The following is a 23,128-nucleotide window of genomic DNA, read 5'->3' on the forward strand; positions in this document are numbered from 1 at the left end:
TTGTAAAAAAACGACTTTTTGATTTGTTTTTAGTGTAGTCGTACCTCGCTAAAGACTTATCATACTATTACACAATAATAAAACGGTATAAGTCGCTGATATATTATATTTACACCCTAAATTAGCGAATTTCAATACTAATTTAGCTCTTAAGCTTTAAAAAGCTCACATCGACAATGACGTTAATTTACTTTTATTTAACAATTAACTTTATTTGTAATATAAATGATCCTAATATAAGTGCGCAAACGATAATTATTAACCGTTTGTACTTAAGTGCAGGATTCGCATTTTACAAAACACCATTCAAGGAATGGCATAAATTGGAGCAAAAGAATGAGCGTTATGACAACACTGATACAACGGCAAAAGACTTTGTTTTTACTTCTGTTATCTACTTGTAGCTTTGCTACATTGGCAGAAAATTGTACAACTATGCCCACCTCAGGTGGGATTTACTCTGTAATTAACCGTGGCTCTAGCTTGGCATTAGATGTAAATACGTCTGATACTAGTGGCGCACCGGATGTAATTAGCTATCAATATTGGGGTGGTGCAAACCAGAAGTTTGCTTTCACTAAAGGCAGTGATGGTTACTGGACTATTCGTTCGCAACATAATAACCAAGTACTTGATGTACTCAATTCGTCACAGTCTAATGGCGCTAATATTGTGGTGTATGACGATTGGCAAGGTGATAATCAGCGCTGGCAGCTGAAGGTGTCTTCATCGGGTGGCTTTAATATTGTTAATAAACTTACGCAAAAGTCATTAACTGTGGCGGGTTCGCAAAACGGTGCCAATGTGTATCAAAATGATGATGCGGGTGGCAGTTCACAGCGCTGGTATATCAACCCTGTTTCAGGTAGTTGTGGTAGCAGTAGTGGTGGCGGTCAAACAACAGCTGGTTTAATTGGTTTTGCAGCACAACCAGGTAATGATGGCCTTGCAACTACAACCGGCGGCGGTAATGTATCTCCTACTATTGTAACTAGCTGCAGTGCGTTAACAGCCGCATTAAACTCAATATCAACTGCGGTTATTCAAGTTCCTAACAATACAACGATTAACTGCCATACGGCAAACCGAACTGTTGCAGCATGTCCACTCGATTGTGGCACATGGGGCGATTACGGTAAAACCTGGTATCGCTTACCGGTTGGTAACCAAAGTTGTAGTGAATTAGGTAGCAGCTCCAACAACACGGTTAACGTTACACGTAATGACTCTCGTCTTCGTGTTCGCTCAAATAAAACCCTTGAAGGATTAGGGAAAAACTCAAAAATCATCGGCACAAGCTTAGTGATCAGTAATGATCGTAATATCATCATACGTAATATTTTACTTGAAGATATTAACCCTGCATTAGTTGAAGCCGGTGATGCTATTTCTGTTGATGACAGTAGCCACATCTGGATTGATCATATGGCGTTTAATAAAATTAGTGACGGTTATATTGATATTGGCAATAGCCAAAATGTCACTTTAAGCTGGAACCGCTTTTATGGTTATAATACGCAAGTGTGTGCTAACCAGCATTGGTATACGCATTTATTCAAAAACTCCCAAATAACGGCACATCATAACTTTTGGGATACAGCGGCAGGGCGCAACCCTAAAGTAGACGGCTACAATTCACGCGTTCATATGTTTAATAACTATTGGAAAAACATTACTTATTTTGCAATTAGTGCAGGTAATGGCGCTGAAGTATTAGTAGAAAACAATTACTTTGAAAACAGTGCAAAACCACATTGGAACCAAGGCTCAGGCTACTTTAGCGCGTCAGGAAATGTGTATACTGGTGTGTCAGCAACCGATCAATATCGCGACAATGGGGCTAACATCTTTAACGATATTCAGTTATACCCATACAGTTTAGACAATGCCAATAGCTTAGGCAGTCAAGTTGATGGCGGTACAGGGCCGCAGTAATACACCCAAACCACCTAAAAATGCAAAAAGCCCTCAATTTAGAGGGCTTCATCACATTGCTTGTATTACGCGTTAGATTTTACCATCAGGCACGATGCGGTAAATTCCCATACCATCAATACCCAGATATAAATCGCCATTAGGGTGGGTTGCAATACTGCGCACGCGGCCAGCACCTTCAAATAGCTTGCTGTGACCCGTTACTTTATTACCATCAAGTTCAACCAATACTAAGTGTGCAAACTTCATAGCGCCAACAAGCACATGACCTTGCCACTGCGGGTATTTGCTACTTGTAACAAACTCCATCCCAGAAGGCGCGATAGAGGGCACCCACACCCAATCGGGTTGTTGCATACCTTCGCGGCTTGTTTCATCAGTAATTTTGGTACCAATGTAATTAATGCCGTGAGTTACTTCTGGCCAACCGTAGTTAGCGCCTGCTTTAATAATATTGATTTCATCACCGCCGCGAGGGCCATGTTCATGACTCCAAATTGCCCCCGTTTCTGGATGCATAGCCATGCCTTGTGGGTTTCTGTGGCCATAAGAGTATATACTCTTTCGTGCGTTTGGCTGATTAACAAACGGGTTTGACTTAGGGATTGTGCCATCAGCATTAATGCGGTGAATTTTTCCTGCATCATACTCTAAGCTTTGTGAGTGAACATCACGCGCGCCGCGATCACCAATCGAAAAGTACAAGTAACCGTCTTTATCAAATTCAATACGCGAGCCGTAATGTTTGCTGGTTGTGGTGTTTGGCGTGCCGTCGAACAGCAGCTGCGAGTCGACTAGTGCCATATCTTTTAAGCGCGCACGCATAATGGATGTATTGTAGCCTTCTTCATCGCCTTCATAACCTGAGTAAGAAAAGTAGATCCAGCCATTGTCTTTAAAGTTAGGATCAAGCTCGATATCTAATAAGCCGCCTTGACCTTCCGCATGCATGTTAGGCAGCCCTGCAATTTTTTGTTCTAGCAGTTTGCCATTACGAATTAGCCTAAGCTCACCAGCGCGGTCTGTTACTAATAAATCTTGCTCGTTAAGCCACGCCATTCCCCAAGGAATATTTACCCCTTGAGCAACTAATTCAAGCTGATACTTATCAGCGCTTTTAGCGACAGAGATTTCTTGTTCCGCTTGCTGCACACACGCCTGCAAGGTAGATAAACTGACCATAGCAATAGCTAAACTGGTGTAAAAAGACGTCTTCATGATGACTCCAATTTTTTAAACACGATGTAAATAGAGTAGCGTGTTAATAGTTTAATTGTTATTAACATTTACTAAAGTGCGACTATTAGTAGAAAAAGCGGGATAAAAGTCGAGTTATTGCTGTTTCAAGTTTCGTCGTAGGAGATAGCTTAAGCTACGAATAAAAAATGATGGCTTCGTGCGGCGGGCGACGAGCTACGGCACAATCCTAGTACCTAGTCACTTCCTAGAACCTAGCCACTTTATATTGTAGGTCGTCCTTTAGGGCGAAAAAGTGAATATCACCACCGAGAGCACAAAGGCGCTTCGCGCTGCACAGAGGTTAAATATTGGAAGTAGGAGCAGGCTTTAGCCACGAAGGGTTTAACAGCAGTGATAAGTTAACCTGCGTAGGCGCCAAGCTTGCTGGCGCGCGAGGTTTGGTTGGCTAAAGTGCAACGATAAAACCAATGGGGACGTTTAAATTGTAGGTCGCCCTTTAGGGCGAAAAAGTGAATTTCACCATGGAGGGCACAGAGGCGCTTCGCGCTGCACAGAGGTTAAATAGTGGATGTAGGAGATGGCTTTAGCCACGAAGGGTTTAACAGCAGTGATAAGTTAACCACCGTAGGCGCTAAGCTTGCTGGCGCGCGAGGTTTGGTTGGCTAAAGTGCAACGATAAAACCAATGGGGGCGTTTAAATTGTAGGTCGCCCTTTAGGGCGAGAAAGTGAATATCACCACCGAGAGCACAGAGGCGCTTCGCTACACAGAGGTTAAATAGTGGATGTAGGAGATGGCTTTAGCCACGAAGGGTTTAACACCAGTGATAAGTTCACCACCGAGAGCACAGAGGCGCTTCGCTGCACAGAGCTTAAATATTGGTTGTAGGAGATGGCTTCAGCCACGAAGGGTTTAACTCCAATGTAAGGGTTAACCACCGTAGGCGCTGAGCTTGCTGGCGCGTGTAACTTTTGGTCATGGCTTGCTAACTTGTCGCTTTCAAACTCGCTAACTGTTTAAAGAAACCTTATTCAATGTTTTTTGCCAGATTGCTGGCAGCAACCAAGGGGCGGCTGCCGCCGGTCGCCCCTTGGAACCCCTCGGCGCCCCGAGCATCACGCTTAATCCTTCAATGCGTAATTGATGTGAACGTAAACGGCGAAGATAGGCCAACTTACACATCCTTGTACGCTCCCCAGTTCGGCCATCCATGGCCTCTCGTTCAAAGCTGCGCTTTTCACCCATGGCCTAGTTTCGCGTTATCGCGCATTGCCTACATGGATGTAGGTACTTAGGATTTGTCGGGAACAAAATCCTGCCATGCGCGATATTACTCATCAATTACTTATTTTCAGGGCGTGATGACGGGGGAAGGTTGTTAAACGTGAGATTAGAGTTTGCTCAAGGCAAGACAAAAGGTCTTCCTCAGTACATTTCTATGAGATCTATTGAAGAATTATATTTACCTGACTTTGTATGGCACTATATAAAAAATATATATTTAAGAGGGAATTTGATGGCCGATATAAATGACTTTGATTGGAGCACACCGCCAAATCGTAAGATAGATGAGTACTTTTCCGCTGATAAGTTAGATAGAGCTAGATACGCAACATTTCTCACAAGATTATTAATTCAAGAAGGTTTTGACGAAAATAGGCCGCAAGAAGAGCAAAAGAGAAACTACGTATTAAACTTAAATGCCGAGTGGGGCGCAGGTAAAACATATTTTCTCAAGCGCTGGTCGCAGGAACTCAAAAACTTTCCGGTTGTTTATATCGATGCTTGGCAACAAGATTACTCAGACGATCCTTTTCTAACAGTTATTGCTGGCATTATTAAGCAGCTTAGTGCGCAGGCAAATTTCGCTATTACTATTCCGAATAAAGCTGCGTCGATATTTAAAGCGGTTGCACCCGCCATTGCACAGGGGTTAACGAAAAAAATAACTGGTATCGATTTAAATGAGTTAAATACATTATTATTTTCAGATGATGAAGGTGGAGAAACTGAGAATGTAGAATCTAGCAAACAAAATAGCTCAGCTTTTTCACCCGCAGTTAAAGCTCTTGCTCAGAACCTTATTAAAGAGCATGAAGCGAAAAGTAAAAGCATCGAGGTAATAAAGTCTAAGCTAGCAGATTGGGTCAGTAAATTTGAGCAGCAGGAAGGTAAAGAATTACCTATTTTTGTCTTTATCGATGAGTTAGATCGTTGTCGCCCAAGTTATGCTGTGGAAATGCTCGAAACTATAAAGCATATATTTGATGTTAAAGGTATCGTATTTGTTGTGGCAACAGATACTGAGCAACTCCAACATACAATTAAGTCAGTTTATGGAGAAGGGTTTGATGCTAAGGTATATTTAGGTCGATTTTTTAACAGCCGCTATAGTTTAAAACGACCTGCACTAAGTGATTTTTTAAATGTGCATGCTGACAGAACAAAGTTTGATCCAGAATATCTCAAGAGCAGAAATATTCAAATCTTGCCTCAGACTGAAAAAGCTGAAACTGCGTTCGCTAATATTTCAGTTGTATTAGATGCTTTTCAAGTATCTGCGAGAGCTGCGATTCAAATTACGGAGCGTATTACAGCAATTATTGCTAATTTACCAAGCGGCAAAAAAGTTGATATTCTTGTTTTAGCTACTTTGTTCTGTATCTATGAAAAAGATCATCCATTGTACGAAGAGATCATAAGTGGACGATTTAAACGAGAAGGGAAAAATGACAAAGGTGAGCCTAGAAAAATTAGTCTAAGTGAGTTCCTAGAGGGACAAATTTTAGATATTTATGCTTCTACTGAACTTTTATATTTTATAGACCCTGAAATTTACACTACTAGATTCTATATTAGCAATATGACCTATCAAAGAAATGATTACTGTAAGGGAAACTACCCAGTATTATTATCTGAGTTTATAGAAAAGATTTTTTGTAAAATTTTTAATGGCTTTGAAAGTGATTTTGACTTCTTATATGCGGGTTTTGAAGACAGAATTTCTGAATTAGAAAAAGCTGAAAGGGAATTAGCTAACATTCTTTCTGGAATTTCTCAAAAAGTAACAATCCCCTGGGTAAACTATATTTATATCAAAGACAAATATGATCAAATTACTAAAGAACATTATCGTGATTTTGTAGAGCTATCTTCGCCGTTAGATTATATGGGAGATAGTTAATAAGCATGATAATTGACAATCTCTGTGTAGCGCAGCGCCTCTGTGCCCTCAGTGGTAAAAATCACCCCCTACACATCTTTACCCCATCTCCCGCATGTTTAAGCGCTATGATCTGGCCTTGGCTGTTGTGGGCCATGGCGAGCATGTCGCCTTTCATTATATTGCTCTCTATAGCGTGTTTGGTTTTTAAGTTATTCAATAGCGAGTCTTTTATTTGAATGAGTACTTCGCTGTGGCAGCTGGCGATGTACCAGTCGTTATCCACTTTTACTAATTGCCCGTATTCTATATAGCGTTGTTGGTGTAGGCGCAGGTCGGCGGCGAGTTTGTCATCGAGTTGTTGTTTTTGGCGGGTTATCTCACTTGAATAACTGCCCGCATTATCTACTTGGTGTACTTCTATAAAGTGGTAACTGCTTTGCTGTACGGCAAAGGTGTTGTTAAGTGTGTGTTGTTGTTCTGTGTTGTTATCTGTGGTGTTATCTGTGGTATTAAACACGGTAAAGCCCAGTACTACTAAAGCGCAGGCGAGGCCGGTCATTTGCAGGGGTAATAAAAATCGAGTCGGCTTTTTATTAGCTTTTTGATTCGGCATTTGCGTAAATAATGCCTGTTGTTCTGGCGTCAGTGTGTGGCGTTTTTTACGCTCACTAAAATGCTGGTTAAGTTGCTGCTCAAACTGTTCGTTATGCTTGTTCATGGTAGCCTCCTAATAATGTTTTTAAGTTTTGTTTTGCATAACGTAGCCGCGTTTTTACGGTTTCATGATTGCTTTGGGTGATCTGTTGTATGTCTTCAAGCGAAAAGCCTTCTTGCTGTAAGCTGAGCGCTTCGCGTTGTACAAAGCTTAGTTGCATTAAAGCGTGGTTAAAGACTTCGTAATCAAAGCTTTGCTGAGTATTAGGTGCTGCAATTGCAGTATCGTCTTCTAATTCTACAAAACGCTGTTGTTTGCGAAACTCATCGATTAACGCATTACGGGCAAGGCGGAACAACCAGGCTTTCGGGTTGTCTTGCGGTTGATAATAATGGCGTTTTTCCATCACTTTTAACCATGTTTGTTGGCTTATATCAAAGGCGAGTTGCTCATTACTTTGCGTGACTAAGTAATGATATAAATCGTTGCCAAACAAAGTAACGAGTTTAGTTAAGTGGCGATTGTCGCCACTTTTTGCGTAGTCAGCCAAGTAGTCGTTACTGGGCTGACTAATAAACCATGACTTTAAGCTTGTAAGCATAGGCACCCTTATCCGTTAATGAGCTTTTATTGCGTTTGGTCTAACTTAAAATCAAGTTGTACACTTTGCCCAGTTTGCATTTGTGCTACGCCATCAATCACTTTTGGGCGGTATTTCCAGCGTTTAATTGCCCGTAGTGCTTCACGGTCGAAAATGCGTTTTGGTTCTGCGTCAGTAACTTGTGCATCTATTACTTCACCGGTTTGAGATACATTAAAGCTTAATTGTACCCAGCCTTCAATGCCTTCTCGTGCGGCAATGGGCGGGTATTTAGGATTTATACGTACTATGGGGGTCGCATCACCGGTTGGTCGCTGTAAGTTAGCTTTTATATCGCCACCTATTTTATCAATACTTATATCTGGCGTTATTGCGGTTGTTACTATATTAGTATCAGTACTTGGCGGTGTACGCGGCGGCACTTTAGGCGGCGTTTGCATTTTAGGTGGCGGCGGCAAGGTTTGCTTGTGCTGCACTTTAGAATCTTCTGGTGCTTGGAATATTTCTACAATGATGCTGTCATCAATAAAGCTTGGCGCGCGTTGCTCGCCACTAATTAAGTACTGCATAAATGCAAATGCCGCAAAGGTCATGGCTGCACCGCCAACAATGGCCGTTGATGTTTTTAAAGCATGATTAGTGTGTGGTAAAGCTACTGTTTGCATAAGCAAATCCTCGATAAGTTAAGTGGTATTCATCACTAAAACGTGCGCTAGATTAAAAAGGGGTGAAATATTTTTAAAAAGTTTCGTGTTTGCTTATGGGCATTGGTTACAATGGCGGCTGTGAATTTTGGTTTTTATTTTATTAGGCAGTTATGCAACTTATTCAAATTGATAAAGCTCGTTATCGTAAGCATTTAAACCGCGTTATTATCGGCTGCGGCTTGGCGTTGGCTATTGGCAGTTTAGCAATCTCACAACTACTAATCGCGTTATTCCCTGATGAAAGTGGCAGTCATTTTCATTGGAATTTAATAGGTGTAGTTATTACTAGCCTAACAATTGGCTGGGCGCTGAATAAATACCGCACACATGAATATATGACCGAAGTGGTGTATGTGTGGGATCTCAAACAAGCATTGAATAAAATCACCCGAAAAATGGCAAAATTAAAAGCGGCGGGGCGAGAGGGAAATCCTCAAGCATTGTTAGCAATTCATTATAGTTATGCTGGCTCGCGGTTATTATGGCAACTAGACGATAACACTATCACCATGGATGAATTAGCTATTAAGCAAGCTGAGCTTGACAGTGTGGCGGCTAAGTTTAATGTGACGTTAAACGTTGATGATTATGATGATGTTATTTTGAAGCAATTTTAGTTGCCTTTTTGTTTCTAAAATGTGTAAAGTAGCGTTCGCTTTATAATAAAAAACTTAAAAGGAACTTTAATGACATTAAACAAGCTTTGCCTAGGTGCTTTGCTAACGATTTGTACTTTTTCATCTAATGCAAACGATGTTAATTTTTCAATCGGTGGCGGCTACCCTTACTTTGTTATACCAGAGGTATCATTATCAGCAGCACAAGGTACACAGCGCTGGTATGCTAACTATAAAATAGGCTTAGATGATGGTTTTTCTGTCGGGTTTGAACATGCGCTAACGAGCGATAAAAAGCATGCTTTAGGCTTAGTTGTTGGCGCCATTGGTGCACAAGATGATGGTCGTGAGTGTTCGGATACTGATGATAAAGACATTGGTGAGGCATTTGGTAATATTTTTGGCTGTGCACTATCAGGTATGTTTGATACAGAAACGACCAACGGTGTAGGCGTGAGTTATAGTTACCTTTTTAGTGGTTTAAATGAAGGCGGTTGGCGCGTTCGTTTTGAATTAGGCTACGGTGAAGGCAGCAACAGTAATGAAAAACGCGCTGATGGTGGCGTGAGTATTAGTTACGAATTTTAATAATTGCATTAGCTTATATAGGCTTTAGTGATAAATTAAAGCCTACCTCTACCTTGTAATACATAGTGAGTCATCTGATGTAACTGGTTATTTAATTCCTCTTACTAGCACCGCAAATTCCAACCCTGCTTGGTAAATACTACCTGAAAATAGACAACCCACTTGATGGTCGAGCCAGACTTATACCTCTATGCAGCTGTGATTAGTTAGCTGTAAAATCACATTTCATTCAGTTAAATGTAAACGCAGTGGGTGGTGTTTACGTATCACGATGATCAATGCTTAATGATGTTAGATAGGAATCATATGAATAAAATTAACCACAGAAAACTATTAAACAGTAAATGGACGGCCGTTTCACCCGTCAATAAAGAAAAGCATTTTATGATTACCGATATGGAGTTTGATGAAGAGGGCGTTGTTATCAGCTGTGTTATTGAAGCGGTGATGTCAAAGCGTTCGATGGAAATAAATTGGCATGATTTAAAAGATCAACAGCGCTGGTTACAAGGTTGGAAGTAACCTTGGTATGCAGGTTTTAATTTTATTGGTATCTTATGAATGCATGTTGATGCTAGTGGATGAAATTTAATCATGAAAAAAATACTGATCGTTTGTTTAGGTAATATTTGCCGCTCACCGACTGCGGAGGCGGTGTTAAAGGCTAAAGCATTACAGCGTGGATCACAGTTTGAAATTGACTCAGCGGGTACCGCAGGCTACCACATTGGTAATCCTCCCGATAAACGCTCGCAAGCGGCGGCACTTAAACGTGGCTATAGCTTTGAGGGGATACGTTCACGACAAGTCAACGCTCATGACTTTGAGTACTTTGATTTGATCCTCGCTGCAGATAAAGCCAATTTAGCTGATCTAACTGCACTTTGTCCGGCGCATTTGCAGTATAAGCTGTCGTTATTTTTAGCTTATGGAACCTGCGTTGATGAGATCCCCGACCCTTATTATGGTGGCGAAAATGGTTTTGAACAGGTACTTGATTTAATCGAGGATGCCAGTGACAAAATACTCGATACCTTACAAAAATAGCCCAGTCATGCTGGGCTTAAAACGTGTTTATAAACAGTATTACAAACACTGATGTTATTAGTAATTACGTGTATTTACCTGCCAATTTTAAAGTCTAGCTGCACTTGAGCTTTTGCAACCACTGCTTTTCCGTCTTCAAACTTAGGGGCATAACGCCACTTTTCCATTGCTTTAATGGCTTCTTGTTCAAATGCTTCACCACCTTCAGATTTAATGATAGTGATATTTTTTACAAAGCCAGCGGTGTTAACGTCAAATTCCATTTGCACTGAACCATCTTGCCTAAACCTTGCTTTACTATCTGGGTAGTTAGGTTCTTGACGATAAAGTGGGGTTTGTTGCTGGTTTTCTTGCCACGGCACCATTTTAGCTATAGCTAAACAATGTTTGGTCGCTTCGTCACTTTTACCTGTTTTTTCATAAAGGTGAACTAATTTAGAGTGAGCACTAAGCTCTGTTTCATGATCGAAGCTAAGCGCATCATCAAATACACTTACAACTCGATTTAAACGCTCAATCGCTTTAGAATATTGTCTTTTACCTTCTGCAAAAGCGGCAACTAAAAAGTCAGCTTTGATCCGCTCTACTGAGTTCTCAGGTAAGTTTTGGCTGTAAAACTCGTCTGCCTCAAGTAGGTAACGTTTGGCTTGGTTGTATTTCTTCCCTTGAAAGCCATACGCTAATCCTTGTGCTGCAGCCAGTTTCATATCTGCTACTAATTTTGGGACTTTTTGGACTGCAGCGATTTCAATAACTTGTTTGTATAGGGCGTCGGCTCTATTTACCGAATCAGTATTGGTTGCCATACCAAGCAATGCATCGATGAGTTCAATGCTACTTGCTGGATGATTAGCCGCTAAAATAGTGTAAGCCTGCTCAAACAAGGTAAAACGTTTTTGTTTGTTTTCTGCAGGGTATTGATGAAGCTCATTAGCATAGTTTATGGCTAAATTTGCAGTGTTATCTGATTTATCTCCATAGATTTGCTTACCTAGCAAATAGGCTTGTTCAGCTTTATCTTCTGCGCCTTTGCCTTGTTGCTGTGCATCAAGGTATTGCTGGTAAACTATTTTAAATTGACTATGTATAGATTCATCGGCGTGACTATAACCAGAATAGGCGATGGCAAGACAAAGTAGTAGAGAGGAGGCTTTCATAATGTTCCTTATTATTATGTTTAATTAAATTATACCAAATAGGTACAACCATGTCATTGATTTAGAGTATCGGGTAAGAATTTTGTTTTTGGTGGGGTGGAATTGTCGATTTAGCGCAGGGCAATGCTTGAATTGCGAGTAACTGCCTCAATATAGTTATTACTCATTGCGGTGTTGTATTATTTTCAATGCAGTTTGTTTTTGTGATATTATCACGTTTGCATTATCGCATTACTTTTTAATTTTGGATTTGTCGTGGCGCAAGTAAGAGCTAGAGTCCAGCTAAATGTTGGCAAAAACAGTGATATACCCGCAGAAATCGTGTCATTTAGCGATTTAAAAGATGGCCAAGAGCATGTTGCTTTGGTGTTTAATCGTGCTGATAGCGAGCAGTCTGTGCCGCTTATTCGTATGCATTCTGAATGTTTAACCGGTGATGTATTTCATTCATCACGGTGTGATTGTGGTGAACAACTCAACGAATGTATTGAAATGATGCATCAACAAGGTGGTATTTTACTTTATTTACGCCAAGAAGGGCGTGGTATTGGTTTATACAATAAAATTGACGCCTATGTATTGCAATCACAAGGTATGAATACCTATGAAGCAAATAATCATTTGGGCTTTGCTGATGACTTACGTGACTTTTCTGACGCGGTATTAATGCTAGAAGCGATGGGGTTGGCTCATGTAAAGCTGATGACCAATAATCCTAAAAAGCTTAATGCTTTGAAAGATGCAGGTATTGAAGTTGAATCAGTGGTTGGCACGCATGCACACATTAAAGCTGGTTTAGCGGGCAATAAAGCATACCTAGAGACGAAAATTAAGCATGGTGCGCATATGTTAGATATAAAGAAGATTAAAAAACCGTAATTTTAAGCTGTCGTCTATGTAATCCCATCCAACGCCGAGTTATACTCGGCGTGTTTTGTTGTTAATTTAAGAGCAAGTATGTCAATTGAATTACGAGTATTTAAGGCCGATGCAGGGCTGAAATGGTTTAAAGCAGGCTGGCTTATTTTTAAAACTCAGCCTTTTACCTTTATTTTTATGCACTTATTTATAGGTATTATTGGTTTACTATCGCTATTTTTACCTTTTTTACAAATTATAGCAGCCATTGCCACGCCATTCTTAACTGCGGGGTTTTATCAAGCGGTGATCACCAAACAGCAAGGCGGCAAAATTATGTTGGCCGATATCCTAAAGCCGTTTACCGCCAAGGGTAATCGCATGGGGCTGCTTCGTTTAGCGCTTTATCAAATGGCGGCAGGTGTGCTAATGGCCTTGTTAGCTGCTGGCTTATTTGCTGAAGCTGTTGAGATTATGAGTAATCCGAATGTCGATCCTAACATTGCCTTGCAGCAAGTAATTGATAGCATCTCGATGGCAAATTTGGCGCTGTTTTTAATTGCGTTATCGGTGTATTTAACGGCTTTTTCTTATGCAGTGCCGTTGGTTTATTTTAATCAACAAAAACGTATTTTTGAGGTGCTAAAAAGCTCACTTATGGTGTTTTACCACAACATGGCACCATTGAGTGTATATGGGGCAATTACTGCAGGCTTGATGATGCTTTCAATGTTTTTATCATTCTTGCCGCTGTTGGTTTTAATGCCAATTTGCTACATTAGCTTTTTTGTTTCTTATCAAGCTATTTTTATGCCGATCGTACCGCCTGCAGAGGCAGAGCCTGTTGCGCCGCAGCATAATGATCAAAGCGGTCGTTTTGACGCATAATGGCTGAAGAAATGGATGAAGCATTACAAAAGAAGTTAAAAAATTATGTACTTTGGTTACTCGGGCGCCAAGAATATTCGCGTCGAGAGTTAACCCAAAAATTACAGCAAAAAGAGGCGACGCCTGAATTTATCGAAGCTTTATTAGATTGGTGTGAAGAGCACAATTTTATAAATGAGCAGCGTTATGTTGAAGGTTTTGTACGTCGCCACATTGCTAAAAAACATGGCTTAAAACGTATTCAAAGCGAAGCCATGGGCAAAAGGATTGACCGAGCACTGTTAGAAAGTGTGATTGAATCATTCGAAATTGATTGGTTTGGGTTAGCGCAGGATGCGTATTTAAAGAAGTATTCAAATTCACAGGACGACTTCGATCACAAAGAAAAAGCTAAGCGCGTGCGCTACTTAATGTATCGAGGGTTCAGTTACGAACAAATAGATTTTGCAATGCAAGCACAGTAAAAATGGGTGAGACGTTCACATGCAGCACATGACTACCGCACAGATCAGGCAACAGTTTTTAGATTTTTTTGCCTCTAAACAACACCAAATTGTTCCATCAAGCTCGCTTATTCCGGGTAACGATGCGACGTTATTATTTAATAACGCCGGCATGGTGCAATTTAAAGATGTATTTTTAGGCGCCGAAAGCCGCCCTTATAACCGCGCAACTAGCTCACAACGTTGTGTGCGTGCCGGTGGTAAGCATAATGATTTAGAAAATGTAGGCTACACAGCACGCCACCATACATTTTTCGAAATGTTAGGTAACTTCAGCTTTGGTGATTACTTTAAGCAAGACGCGATTAAGTTTGCGTGGGAGTTTTTGACTGACGTTGTAAAACTGCCGAAAGAAAAACTGCTCGTTACTATCTATCATGATGATGAAGAAGCATTTGGTTATTGGGCTAACGAAATTGGTTTGCCTGAAGATCGCATTATTCGTATTGCTACTTCAGATAATTTCTGGTCAATGGGTGATACTGGCCCGTGTGGTCCATGTTCTGAAATTTTTTATGATCATGGCGAACAGATTTGGGGCGGACCTCCAGGCTCACCTGAAGAAGATGGCGACCGTTTCATTGAAATTTGGAACTTGGTATTTATGCAGTATAACCGTCAAAGCGACGGTACGATGGAGCCGCTTCCTAAGCAGTCTGTTGATACAGGTATGGGTCTTGAGCGCATTGCTGCAATTTTACAAGGCGTGCATTCAAACTACGAAATCGATTTATTCCAAGGCTTAATTAAAGCTGCTGCAGAAGTTACCAATGCACAAGATATGGATGATAAATCACTGCGCGTAGTGGCGGATCATATTCGTTCATGTGCGTTTTTAATTTCTGATGGGGTTATGCCATCAAACGAAGGCCGTGGTTATGTACTGCGCCGTATCATTCGTCGTGCAGTTCGCCATGGTAACAAGCTTGGCGCACAAGGTTCGTTCTTCTATAAGTTAGTTGCTGCGCTAATCGAACAAATGGGTCAAGCGTATCCAGAGCTTGCAAAACAGCAAGAAATCATCGAAAAAGTACTGCGTATTGAAGAAGAGCAGTTTGGCAAAACTCTTGAGCGTGGTTTAGCTATTTTAGAAGAAAGCCTGACTGATTTAACTGGCGATGTGATCCCAGGTGAATTGGTATTCAAATTATATGACACCTATGGTTTCCCTGCCGATTTAACCGCAGATGTAGCGCGTGAGCGCTTTATGACGATTGATGAGCAAGGCTTCCAAGAGTGCATGGCTGTACAGCGTAAAACTGCACAACAAGCTGGTAAATTTGGTGCTGACTATAACCAGCAATTAAAGTCTGACAAACACACTGACTTTAAAGGCTATGACGCAACGCACTATAGTGGCACTGTGATTGAAATGTTCGCGCAAGGTGAAGCTGTATCAGTACTTGAAGATGGCCAACAAGGCATTGTGGTACTAGATCGCACACCGTTTTACGCTGAATCTGGTGGCCAAGTTGGCGACACCGGCACATTAACGGTAGCTGGCGGTGAGTTTACAGTAACTAATACTACTAAACTTGGTAATGCATTCGCGCATCACGGAACAGTGATGGGGCGTATTGGTGTGAATGATAAAGTTGACGCTAACATTGATGATAAGCGCCGTGATCGTGTTAAAAAGAATCATACAGCGACGCATATTTTACATGAAGCACTACGTCAGTTATTGGGCGATCATGTGTCGCAAAAAGGTTCGCTCGTAGACCCTGAACGTTTACGTTTTGACTTCTCGCATTTTGAAGCAGTCACGAAAGCTGAACTACGTGAAATTGAGCGAGTTGTGAATGACGAGATCCGTCGTAACTTTGCACTAAATACTGAGCTGATGGCAATCGATGCCGCCAAAGAAAAAGGCGCAATGGCGTTATTTGGTGAGAAGTACGATGATGAAGTTCGCGTAGTGACTATTGGTGATTACTCTATAGAACTGTGTGGTGGTACTCACGTAAATCGTGCTGGTGATATCGGTTTATTCAAAATAGTTTCTGAGAGCGGTATTGCTGCCGGTGTGCGCCGTATTGAAGCGGTAACAGGTGCTGATGCAATTGCTTATGTAAGTGAGCAAGAGCAACACCTAAACGACGTAGCGGCTCTTGTTAAAGGCGACAGCGCATCAGTACTTGAAAAAGTAACTGCCTTGCTTGAAAAGTCGAAAGGGCTTGAAAAACAAATAGCACAGCTAAGCGACAAGCTAGCCAGTGCTGCGGGTGCATCATTAATTGATTCAATTGTTGAAATTAACGGTGTTAAATTACTTGTGGCAAACGTTGAAGGCACTGAATCAAAAGCCTTACGCGGCATGGTTGATGACCTTAAAAACAAGATTGGCTCAGGTGTTATTGCACTTGGTGTTGCTGATGGCGACAAAGTAAGCTTAATTGCTGGTGTGACTAAAGACTTAACTGGCAAAGTGAAAGCCGGTGAGCTGGTAAATCACATGGCATCACAAGTTGGTGGTAAAGGCGGCGGTCGTCCTGATATGGCGCAAGCTGGTGGCTCTGAGCCGCAAAACTTAACTGCAGCACTTGATAGCGTAACCGCTTGGTTAACTGAGCGTACTTAATAGCTCAGTACGTAAAGTTGATTTAACACTTTAGGAGGCTCAATTGAGTCTCTTAAGGTGTATACTCTAAATCTGCTTTAACAGCTAAGCCACGTCCTAAATTTATAGCTAAAACGGCATACCTTACTAAATACACACTACCGCATTTTTTATTGCCACTGGATTTACCTTAATTACGAAAAAACTCGGAACCATCCCCATAAACTCTCCACAGCGATGATAAAACTAATTTTTATTGAAACTTTTTCTCGATAACTGCGTCCAAATAGTTAAGATTAATCATAACTTTGAAAAAATAGGCTATGCTTATATCGACTACCGTTATAGTGCACAGAAAAGATTTTAGTAACTACTTGAAGTATTAAATGACAACCACCATTATATTAACAGTAAAGAAATTTCTGTTGGTTGCTCAGTTACTAAAGTCGCCATTGAGGCAGTGACTATGAAATCATATCCTAGTGTAGTAAGTTTGTTTTTATAGATTAACGTAAACACGTATCAAGATCTGATATTAAAATATTAGTTTGAATAGATGAAACATACTTAGAATTGGCAATAGGCGCATTATAAAGAGTTTTTTTAACAGAAAATGAATCGATTTAGAGTTTTTACTTACTATTAAGGCTTATTTTCTTTAATATACAGACGCGGAATCTTTTAATTTATTGGAATACGGGAGCAAGAGAATGCTAATACTAACTCGTCGAGTAGGTGAAACCCTAATGATTGGTGACGAAGTAACTGTCACTGTACTAGGTGTTAAAGGAAATCAAGTACGTATTGGTGTTAATGCACCTAAAGACGTTTCGGTACACCGTGAAGAAATTTACATGCGTATTCAAGCTGAAAAGTCTAACCCAAATCCGGGCAATGCTTAATCAATTTAATTGATATGAAAGAGCCACTATTTAGTGGCTCTTTTTTTTATGTATTCAATAATCTCATCACTCAGTACGCTGTTTGAAACGTACTGCATGCCGCGACGACTTTTTAAAATAATACCGCGAACAGTAAAAATTACTTCATCAATATCTTGCCATGCTAGCTGATAGCTTTTATGTGGGTTTTCGCTTTTAAAACCGCTTTCATCAATAGTTAACGTTGCCTCAGAGCCTGATGCTCGACTAAGCATTTGCCGCGTTACCCACCAAGGCCTGCGATAATAAAAAGCAACACATTCAAGTACTGCGGCCATGATCAAGAAATTTCCTAAATAGTGTTTTTCTAACCAATAAATAGCTGTAAGTCCTAAACTAACCAATAATACTAAAAAAACATATTTCGGCTTTGCTTGTGCGCTGTAAGGCAGAGACTCATCAAAACATTCGTAAAAGTAGGGTTTATCTAATGTATAAGTGGTGCTAAATGACATGATTAACAAATTCAGGATTACTGTGCGGTTATTTTAGCAAGCTTAGTCGCAAAAAGCCGTTCTTTTAACTGTTCATTTGTTTGTTACTATGAGAGCTTAAGATCTATTTGCGTGATAGGGGATGGTGATGTTTAGTTTAATTGGTTTGACTTGGGCGCTGTCCAGTAATGCGTTTTTGGTGATGGGGGATATGCCATATACTCCAATTGATGAAATGAATTTAGCGCCAATAGGAGCTTTGGGTAAAAAAATAAAAACGACTGAGCATGCTTTTTTGATCCATGTTGGCGATATGAAATCCGGTTCTGAGCCTTGCACCAATGAGTTGCTTGAGAAGCATAAACAGTTACTTACCTCTTTAACTACGCAGCCATTTATTTACACCCCCGGTGACAATGAATGGACTGATTGCGACCGCAAAAATTTAACTCCTCGTTATGATGAATTAGAGCGCTTGGTATTTTTAAAAACCTTGATGTTTGATGATAAATACCTTGAAAAAGCCAATACCTTAGTTGATTTTCAGCAACAGCCTAGCATGCACGAAAATGCGCGTTGGCGGTTCGCTGATGTAGAGTTTATAACGCTGCATATTGCAGGCACCCACAATGGCCGTCGAGAGGTGCTAAAAAGTGATAAACAACTTGCTTATCAACAAGCTGATACAAGAGACGGCAACAACCTTAACTGGTTAGCGCAAGCAAACTCAGCAGCCAAAGGTTATGTGATTGCTTTTCAGGCGGATATTTACACCCATCAAACAGCACAACCAGCATGCAGTAAAACTCAGCCAGAACAGTGTGATGGTTTTAAAGTGTATCGCGATGCTTTGGCGGAATTTGTAAACACAGTAAAAAAGCCGGTATTAGTGATCCACGGTGATACAGGCCCTTATTGTCAGCAACCATTATCACAAAATTTAACGCGACTTAATGTACCCGGTGATTTTATGTTTAGTGACATTGCCAAAGTAAGTCTGGTGCAACAAGATACAGATGTAACTTGGCAGATCAGTAGCTTAAAAAGTGGTAAATCACTTCAGCGGATCTGCCGTTAATGTTCGGCTAAGCCGGCATCGGTCATCAGGTTTTCAAGTTCGTCTTGCAGCTCAAAAAGCTCAGGCTCAATATAACTTAAATCACAATCGCCTTTTAACGCGGTTTCCAGTGCTTCAGCGAGTGCCTTGAGCTTGGGTACGCCAGTGTAACAACAAGCACCGTGAAATTTATGAATAATACTTAGCACATGTTCGCAATCTTGGCTGGCGGTTGCTTCTTCAAGTAGTCGCAGGGTTTCTGGCACACTGAGTAACAACATATTAAGCATTTCAAGCGCCAGTTCGTTTTTACCGCCGGCACGTTGCAGTGCTAATGGCCAATCCAGTGAAGAGCTTACAAAAGGAGGCTCAATAGCAACTAGCTCATTGCGGCTTTTGTCTCGTCGCAGCGGTGATTGTGGACTATGATCACTGATAATTTGTTTCAGCATATCTTCATCAATAGGTTTAGTTAAATACCCTTTAAAGCCATCGGTAATAAGTTGCTCTTTCTCGCCTGCTAAGGCGTGTGCTGTGACTGCAATAATAGGGGTATCTTCGTTTAAGGATGATTCTAGGATCAGTTTACAGGCGGTAATACCGTCCATAATTGGCATTTGAATATCCATAAAAATAATGTCGTATTTATGGCTTTTGCTCAAACTATAGGCTTGTGAGCCATTATGAGCGGTATCGATAGTTTCAATTTGCTCTTCTAATAAAGTACAAAGTAACTTTAAATTGGCATCATTATCATCAACGACTAATACTTTTAGCGGTAATAACTTTTCGTCATTTTCTTCAATATTGTGTACGGGATGATCGAGTCGATAAGGTGCTGCAAGCACTTCACAGAGCTTGCGGTGGTTCAGCGGTTTACTTAAACACGCATCTGCACCACAGCCAATATATGCTTCGCGCATATTATGCGATACCGAATTAAGCATTAAATACAGGTAGTCAGTCGATTCACGGACTGCTTTGATATAGCTTTTTAAGCGTTGCATTTCGTCAACTGCGGCAACATGACCAATAATACAAATATCGTAATTAAACTCTTTGTTTAACTCTTGTAAAAAGGTTTCTTGGTCAAAGCACGCAGTAACCCTTGTTTGCCACTCGGTGAGTAAAGAGAGCACCGCATTATGGGTATGTTCATGCGGTTCTAGGTATAAAATACGTTTATTTGCAAGAGATCTACTTGGTAAGTCGCTGTTATAAATATGGCTTGGAAGCCTAAATACACCATTAAAAGTAAAGCAGGTGCCGTTACCAGGTGCTGAGTTTAAGGTAATGCGGCCACCCATGGTTTCAACTATGTGCTTGGTAATAATTAAGCCAAGGCCTGTGCCACCAAATTTACGGGTAATGCTTGAATCAGCTTGGCCAAAAGGAGTGAACAAGGCATCTTGTTTATCCATTGGAATGCCAACGCCTGTATCGGTTACCGACACTAACACTGAGGTCCGTTCTTCATCAAGTAAACGATGGCCAACATCAATTTTAATTGAGCCTTTTTCAGTAAACTTAATTGCATTACTAATCAAGTTGATCAGAATTTGTTTAAAGCGGGTCGGATCACCAGTAATGTTATCAGGTACTAGTGAGTTGATATAAATCGATAGCTCTAATTGTTTTTCATGCGCACTGGGAGCCAGTAGCGTAAGTACTTCGTTTATTGTGTCACGTAGTTGAAATTGAATGGACTCAAGTTCCATGGCGCCTGCTTCAAGCTTCGAAAAATCTAAAATATCGCTGATGATAGTCATTAAACTATTGGCTGAGAGTTCGATGGTATCGAGGTAATCTTTTTGGTGTTTATTTAGCGGTGTTTTATGTAATTGACGAGTAAAGCCAATGACACCATTAAGTGGTGTGCGTAGTTCGTGACTCATTTTCGCTAAAAAGTCCGATTTTACGCGGTTGGCGTCTTGGGCATCGGTTTTAGCAATACTGAGCTGAATATTTTGTGTTTCGTATAATTCTAACGACTCGCGCAAGTCACTGGTCGCCTGATCGATGTGCTTTTGCATTTCATCTTTTTGCATCACCATAGTATCAGAAATGGTGTTTAGCCCTTGGCGTAATAATTCAAACTCGCCCATCATCGGAGCGGTTAGGCCGGTTTCTCTTTTCCCTTCGATTAATTTGTCGGTAGCCAGTACTAACTTATTTAATGGGGTCATAAACATATGGCTAAGCCTGATGGCTAAAATAGCCGCCAACACTAAGGCTAAAATAATGACAATACCGCTGACTAGTAATGCCTGTTGCTGACCAATAATCGCTTGGTCTTTGTTGAGCTGAATAACCACAGTGCCAAGGGATGTTTGAAACGTTGCATTATTCCACTGTGCGTCTGGCGTTGAGTGGTTGATGATCGGCGTAAAAAATGTAATTAAGTGGTCGCTGGGCACTACTTTGGTGTTTTTTCCTGCTTGCAAGTACTCACTGTGCAGTAGATCATCAAAGTCACGGTGATAGTTACTGGTTAATACCAGTTCATTATGCTCGTCAAAAATGGCGATGGTTTTAATTGCTGGAGAGTGTTTATTATGCGCATGGCTGATCAAACGGTTTAGTAGCTGTTTATTTTTTGCTAATAATGGCTGTTCAATGGCAATCGACAGGGGCTCGGAGATAGTCGCACCTTGCTGATATAAAATTTCATCAAGCTCAATGTAACGATTTATTGTAAAATAGCCGCCAAGTAGTAATCCGATAATCACTGTGGGAATAAGTGTTAGCGTTAAAACTGAGTCGCGCAAACCAAGTTTAGTCATAAGTGAACGTTGTTATCATTATTAGTTAGTTAAAGAGTATATACTTATAAGCTAGTAATCAATCACCCTCGTAGAATCAATATTTAAGGTGTTGCCCGATGGCGCAGTTTTTCCAAGCAAAAAAGAAAACCCTTTCTGGACAGTCGTTAACTTTAGCCATTTCAGGAATGGATCATCAAGGTCGGGGGATTGCCAAGCATAATAATAAAGTGTGCTTTGTTAGCGGTGCACTGACAGGTGAAACGGTTAAGGCCAAACTAACCGAAGATAAAGCTCGTTATAGCGCGGCTAAAACGATAAAAGTTGAGCAGGCCAGTGAAGCACGGGTTAAACCGTTTTGCGAACATTATCAACAATGTGGTGGTTGCCAATTACAGCATTTGCGACTTGACCAACAATTAGTTGAAAAGCAAGTGGCGGTGAGCCAGCTGTTTTCAAAGTTTGCCAAGCTTGATGCAATGAACTGGCAAGCCCCGTTATTGAGCGAGCCGACGCACTACCGTCGCAGTGCGCGGTTAGCGGTGATGTTTGATAAAACCGCAAAAAAAATGCGGGTTGGTTATCGCGCGCAAGGTTCTAAACAAATTATCAGTGTGCAGCAGTGTGCAGTACTGAGTGACGATTTTGCCGCAATTTTTACTGTTTTTGATCAGTTATTAAACCAATATGGCGAACTTCGCAGTGTTAGCCATATACAATTATGCCAAGCAGATGAGCAAAATTTTGTGGTGATCCGCCACACTAAAAGCATCAGTGATAAGCTAAAAGCAACTATTGAGCAGCAGGGGCTTGATCATCAGTGGCAAATTATATGGCAAGGAGATACTCAGCAAATTAACCACAGCCATTTACCTATGCCGTTTTATAGCTTACCTGAGCTTGGACTAAAATTTACGTTTGGGCTGGAAAACTTTATTCAAGTCAATGCGCAGGTAAATCAAGCTATGCTTTCTCAAGCGGTTGACTGGCTTAGTTTAAAAGGGGACGAACAGGTACTAGACCTATTTTGTGGGATTGGTAACTTCGCTTTAGCGCTGGCAAATAACGCAAAAAGCGTAATTGGTGTTGAAGGAGTGGCTTCTGCGGTTGCAATGGCGGCGCAAAATGCGCAAACTAACCATATAGCCAATGCTCATTTTCATTGTTTTGATTTAACACAAACAATGCAGCAAGCTCCGTGGTTTAGTAAAGAGTTGAATGTATTAGTACTGGACCCTTCACGTACCGGTGCCTTAGCTATTTTAGAGCAACTGCCTCTGAAGCAATTTAAAACGATTTTATATGTATCTTGCGACCCTGTGACTTTAGCCCGTGACAGCGCAATTATTACGCAAGCTGCATTTTCACTTGAAAAAATAGGGCTAATGAATATGTTTCCACACACGGGGCATATCGAAACGATGGCGTTATTTCAACGGAGGTAGAGCGCATT

General features: G+C 40.9%; 20 protein-coding genes. 13 read left to right on the plus strand and 7 right to left on the minus strand.

All coding sequences use genetic code 11. The features are described 5' to 3' along the window. The first annotated feature begins 345 nt into the window (after positions 1–345). Positions 346–1,935, plus strand: coding sequence for an RICIN domain-containing protein (locus H5186_RS16175; protein WP_259398478.1), 1,590 nt, complete (start codon positions 346–348; stop codon positions 1,933–1,935). Between the two features lie 72 nt (positions 1,936–2,007). On the opposite strand, the gene H5186_RS16180 is transcribed toward H5186_RS16175, so the two are convergent. After that, a complete protein-coding gene (locus H5186_RS16180; RefSeq protein WP_182794682.1) occupies positions 2,008–3,153 on the minus strand; it encodes a PQQ-dependent sugar dehydrogenase in 1,146 nt (381 codons plus the stop codon). Positions 3,154–4,518: 1,365 nt separating this feature from the next. Here H5186_RS16180 and H5186_RS16185 point away from each other — a divergent pair. Next, positions 4,519–6,318, plus strand: a complete 1,800-nt coding sequence (locus H5186_RS16185; protein WP_310737090.1) for a P-loop NTPase fold protein — start codon at positions 4,519–4,521, stop codon at positions 6,316–6,318. 61 nt (positions 6,319–6,379) lie between these two features. On the opposite strand, the gene H5186_RS16190 is transcribed toward H5186_RS16185, so the two are convergent. The 3 genes from H5186_RS16190 to H5186_RS16200 are packed head-to-tail and all read right to left on the minus strand — an operon-like array spanning position 6,380 to position 8,221. Then, positions 6,380–7,018, minus strand: coding sequence for a hypothetical protein (locus H5186_RS16190; RefSeq protein WP_182794683.1), 639 nt, complete (start codon positions 7,016–7,018; stop codon positions 6,380–6,382). Beyond that, positions 7,005–7,556: an RNA polymerase sigma factor gene (locus tag H5186_RS16195; RefSeq protein WP_182739898.1), complete on the minus strand. Its 552-nt coding sequence runs from the start codon at positions 7,554–7,556 to the stop codon at positions 7,005–7,007. The genes H5186_RS16190 and H5186_RS16195 overlap by 14 nt, the downstream gene beginning before the upstream one ends. Before the next feature lie 26 nt (positions 7,557–7,582). Beyond that, a complete protein-coding gene (locus H5186_RS16200; RefSeq protein WP_182759493.1) occupies positions 7,583–8,221 on the minus strand; it encodes an energy transducer TonB in 639 nt (212 codons plus the stop codon). A 152-nt stretch (positions 8,222–8,373) separates the two neighbouring features. Here H5186_RS16200 and H5186_RS16205 point away from each other — a divergent pair, with 152 nt between their 5' ends. The 4 genes from H5186_RS16205 (at position 8,374) to H5186_RS16220 (ending at position 10,515) form a co-directional block, all read left to right on the plus strand. Next, on the plus strand, positions 8,374–8,880 hold the full coding sequence (locus H5186_RS16205; protein WP_182739897.1) for a DUF3087 domain-containing protein: 507 nt from the start codon (positions 8,374–8,376) through the stop codon (positions 8,878–8,880). 69 nt (positions 8,881–8,949) lie between these two features. Continuing rightward, a complete protein-coding gene (locus H5186_RS16210) occupies positions 8,950–9,468 on the plus strand; it encodes a hypothetical protein (protein WP_149981696.1) in 519 nt (172 codons plus the stop codon). Between the two features lie 306 nt (positions 9,469–9,774). Beyond that, a complete protein-coding gene (locus H5186_RS16215) occupies positions 9,775–9,990 on the plus strand; it encodes a TIGR02450 family Trp-rich protein (protein ID WP_149981694.1) in 216 nt (71 codons plus the stop codon). A 72-nt stretch (positions 9,991–10,062) separates the two neighbouring features. Then, positions 10,063–10,515: a low molecular weight protein-tyrosine-phosphatase gene (locus tag H5186_RS16220; protein ID WP_145240896.1), complete on the plus strand. Its 453-nt coding sequence runs from the start codon at positions 10,063–10,065 to the stop codon at positions 10,513–10,515. 74 nt (positions 10,516–10,589) lie between these two features. Here the strand turns inward: H5186_RS16220 and H5186_RS16225 are convergent, their stop codons facing one another. After that, positions 10,590–11,672: an energy transducer TonB gene (locus tag H5186_RS16225; RefSeq protein ID WP_145240898.1), complete on the minus strand. Its 1,083-nt coding sequence runs from the start codon at positions 11,670–11,672 to the stop codon at positions 10,590–10,592. Positions 11,673–11,927: 255 nt separating this feature from the next. Between H5186_RS16225 and ribA the strand changes: the two genes are divergently transcribed. The 5 genes from ribA (at position 11,928) to csrA (ending at position 17,383) form a co-directional block, all read left to right on the plus strand. Further along, positions 11,928–12,551 carry a GTP cyclohydrolase II gene (gene ribA / locus H5186_RS16230; protein WP_145240900.1) on the plus strand — a complete coding sequence of 208 codons (624 nt, stop codon included), beginning with the start codon at positions 11,928–11,930 and terminating at the stop codon, positions 12,549–12,551. Positions 12,552–12,629: 78 nt separating this feature from the next. After that, positions 12,630–13,418, plus strand: a complete 789-nt coding sequence (locus H5186_RS16235) for a BPSS1780 family membrane protein (protein ID WP_149981689.1) — start codon at positions 12,630–12,632, stop codon at positions 13,416–13,418. Positions 13,419–13,429: 11 nt separating this feature from the next. Continuing rightward, positions 13,430–13,882: a regulatory protein RecX gene (locus H5186_RS16240; protein ID WP_182718042.1), complete on the plus strand. Its 453-nt coding sequence runs from the start codon at positions 13,430–13,432 to the stop codon at positions 13,880–13,882. Positions 13,883–13,901: 19 nt separating this feature from the next. Further along, a complete protein-coding gene (alaS, locus tag H5186_RS16245; protein WP_145240904.1) occupies positions 13,902–16,502 on the plus strand; it encodes an alanine--tRNA ligase in 2,601 nt (866 codons plus the stop codon). A gap of 689 nt (positions 16,503–17,191) precedes the next feature. Continuing rightward, positions 17,192–17,383, plus strand: coding sequence for a carbon storage regulator CsrA (gene csrA, locus H5186_RS16250; protein WP_004587515.1), 192 nt, complete (start codon positions 17,192–17,194; stop codon positions 17,381–17,383). A gap of 26 nt (positions 17,384–17,409) precedes the next feature. Here the strand turns inward: csrA and H5186_RS16255 are convergent, their stop codons facing one another. Further along, on the minus strand, positions 17,410–17,877 hold the full coding sequence (locus tag H5186_RS16255; RefSeq protein ID WP_145240906.1) for a YcxB family protein: 468 nt from the start codon (positions 17,875–17,877) through the stop codon (positions 17,410–17,412). Positions 17,878–18,004: 127 nt separating this feature from the next. Between H5186_RS16255 and H5186_RS16260 the strand changes: the two genes are divergently transcribed. After that, positions 18,005–18,934 carry a hypothetical protein gene (locus H5186_RS16260; protein ID WP_182794684.1) on the plus strand — a complete coding sequence of 310 codons (930 nt, stop codon included), beginning with the start codon at positions 18,005–18,007 and terminating at the stop codon, positions 18,932–18,934. On the opposite strand, the gene barA is transcribed toward H5186_RS16260, so the two are convergent. Next, positions 18,931–21,696: a two-component sensor histidine kinase BarA gene (gene barA / locus H5186_RS16265; RefSeq protein ID WP_149981683.1), complete on the minus strand. Its 2,766-nt coding sequence runs from the start codon at positions 21,694–21,696 to the stop codon at positions 18,931–18,933. The genes H5186_RS16260 and barA overlap by 4 nt on opposite strands. A gap of 98 nt (positions 21,697–21,794) precedes the next feature. Here barA and rlmD point away from each other — a divergent pair, with 98 nt between their 5' ends. Further along, complete coding sequence (gene rlmD / locus H5186_RS16270) at positions 21,795–23,120, plus strand: 23S rRNA (uracil(1939)-C(5))-methyltransferase RlmD (protein ID WP_182718027.1); 1,326 nt, start codon at positions 21,795–21,797, stop codon at positions 23,118–23,120. Positions 23,121–23,128: the final 8 nt, after the last annotated feature.

The organism is Pseudoalteromonas sp. SG41-2 (genome assembly GCF_014164535.1).
GTDB classification, from domain to species: domain Bacteria; phylum Pseudomonadota; class Gammaproteobacteria; order Enterobacterales; family Alteromonadaceae; genus Pseudoalteromonas; species Pseudoalteromonas rhizosphaerae.

Coding starts and splice junctions, on each gene's coding strand:
- H5186_RS16210 (WP_149981696.1), top strand. CDS start 8,950: ATGACATTAAACAAGCTTTGCCTAGGTGCTTTGCTAACGATTTGTACT.
- H5186_RS16195 (WP_182739898.1), bottom strand. CDS start 7,556: ATGCTTACAAGCTTAAAGTCATGGTTTATTAGTCAGCCCAGTAACGAC.
- H5186_RS16175 (WP_259398478.1), top strand. CDS start 346: ATGACAACACTGATACAACGGCAAAAGACTTTGTTTTTACTTCTGTTA.
- H5186_RS16200 (WP_182759493.1), bottom strand. CDS start 8,221: ATGCAAACAGTAGCTTTACCACACACTAATCATGCTTTAAAAACATCA.
- H5186_RS16205 (WP_182739897.1), top strand. CDS start 8,374: ATGCAACTTATTCAAATTGATAAAGCTCGTTATCGTAAGCATTTAAAC.
- H5186_RS16260 (WP_182794684.1), top strand. CDS start 18,005: ATGTTTAGTTTAATTGGTTTGACTTGGGCGCTGTCCAGTAATGCGTTT.
- H5186_RS16240 (WP_182718042.1), top strand. CDS start 13,430: ATGGATGAAGCATTACAAAAGAAGTTAAAAAATTATGTACTTTGGTTA.
- rlmD (WP_182718027.1), top strand. CDS start 21,795: ATGGCGCAGTTTTTCCAAGCAAAAAAGAAAACCCTTTCTGGACAGTCG.
- barA (WP_149981683.1), bottom strand. CDS start 21,696: ATGACTAAACTTGGTTTGCGCGACTCAGTTTTAACGCTAACACTTATT.
- H5186_RS16255 (WP_145240906.1), bottom strand. CDS start 17,877: ATGTCATTTAGCACCACTTATACATTAGATAAACCCTACTTTTACGAA.
- H5186_RS16235 (WP_149981689.1), top strand. CDS start 12,630: ATGTCAATTGAATTACGAGTATTTAAGGCCGATGCAGGGCTGAAATGG.
- H5186_RS16220 (WP_145240896.1), top strand. CDS start 10,063: ATGAAAAAAATACTGATCGTTTGTTTAGGTAATATTTGCCGCTCACCG.
- H5186_RS16180 (WP_182794682.1), bottom strand. CDS start 3,153: ATGAAGACGTCTTTTTACACCAGTTTAGCTATTGCTATGGTCAGTTTA.
- alaS (WP_145240904.1), top strand. CDS start 13,902: ATGCAGCACATGACTACCGCACAGATCAGGCAACAGTTTTTAGATTTT.
- H5186_RS16190 (WP_182794683.1), bottom strand. CDS start 7,018: ATGAACAAGCATAACGAACAGTTTGAGCAGCAACTTAACCAGCATTTT.
- csrA (WP_004587515.1), top strand. CDS start 17,192: ATGCTAATACTAACTCGTCGAGTAGGTGAAACCCTAATGATTGGTGAC.
- H5186_RS16225 (WP_145240898.1), bottom strand. CDS start 11,672: ATGAAAGCCTCCTCTCTACTACTTTGTCTTGCCATCGCCTATTCTGGT.
- H5186_RS16215 (WP_149981694.1), top strand. CDS start 9,775: ATGAATAAAATTAACCACAGAAAACTATTAAACAGTAAATGGACGGCC.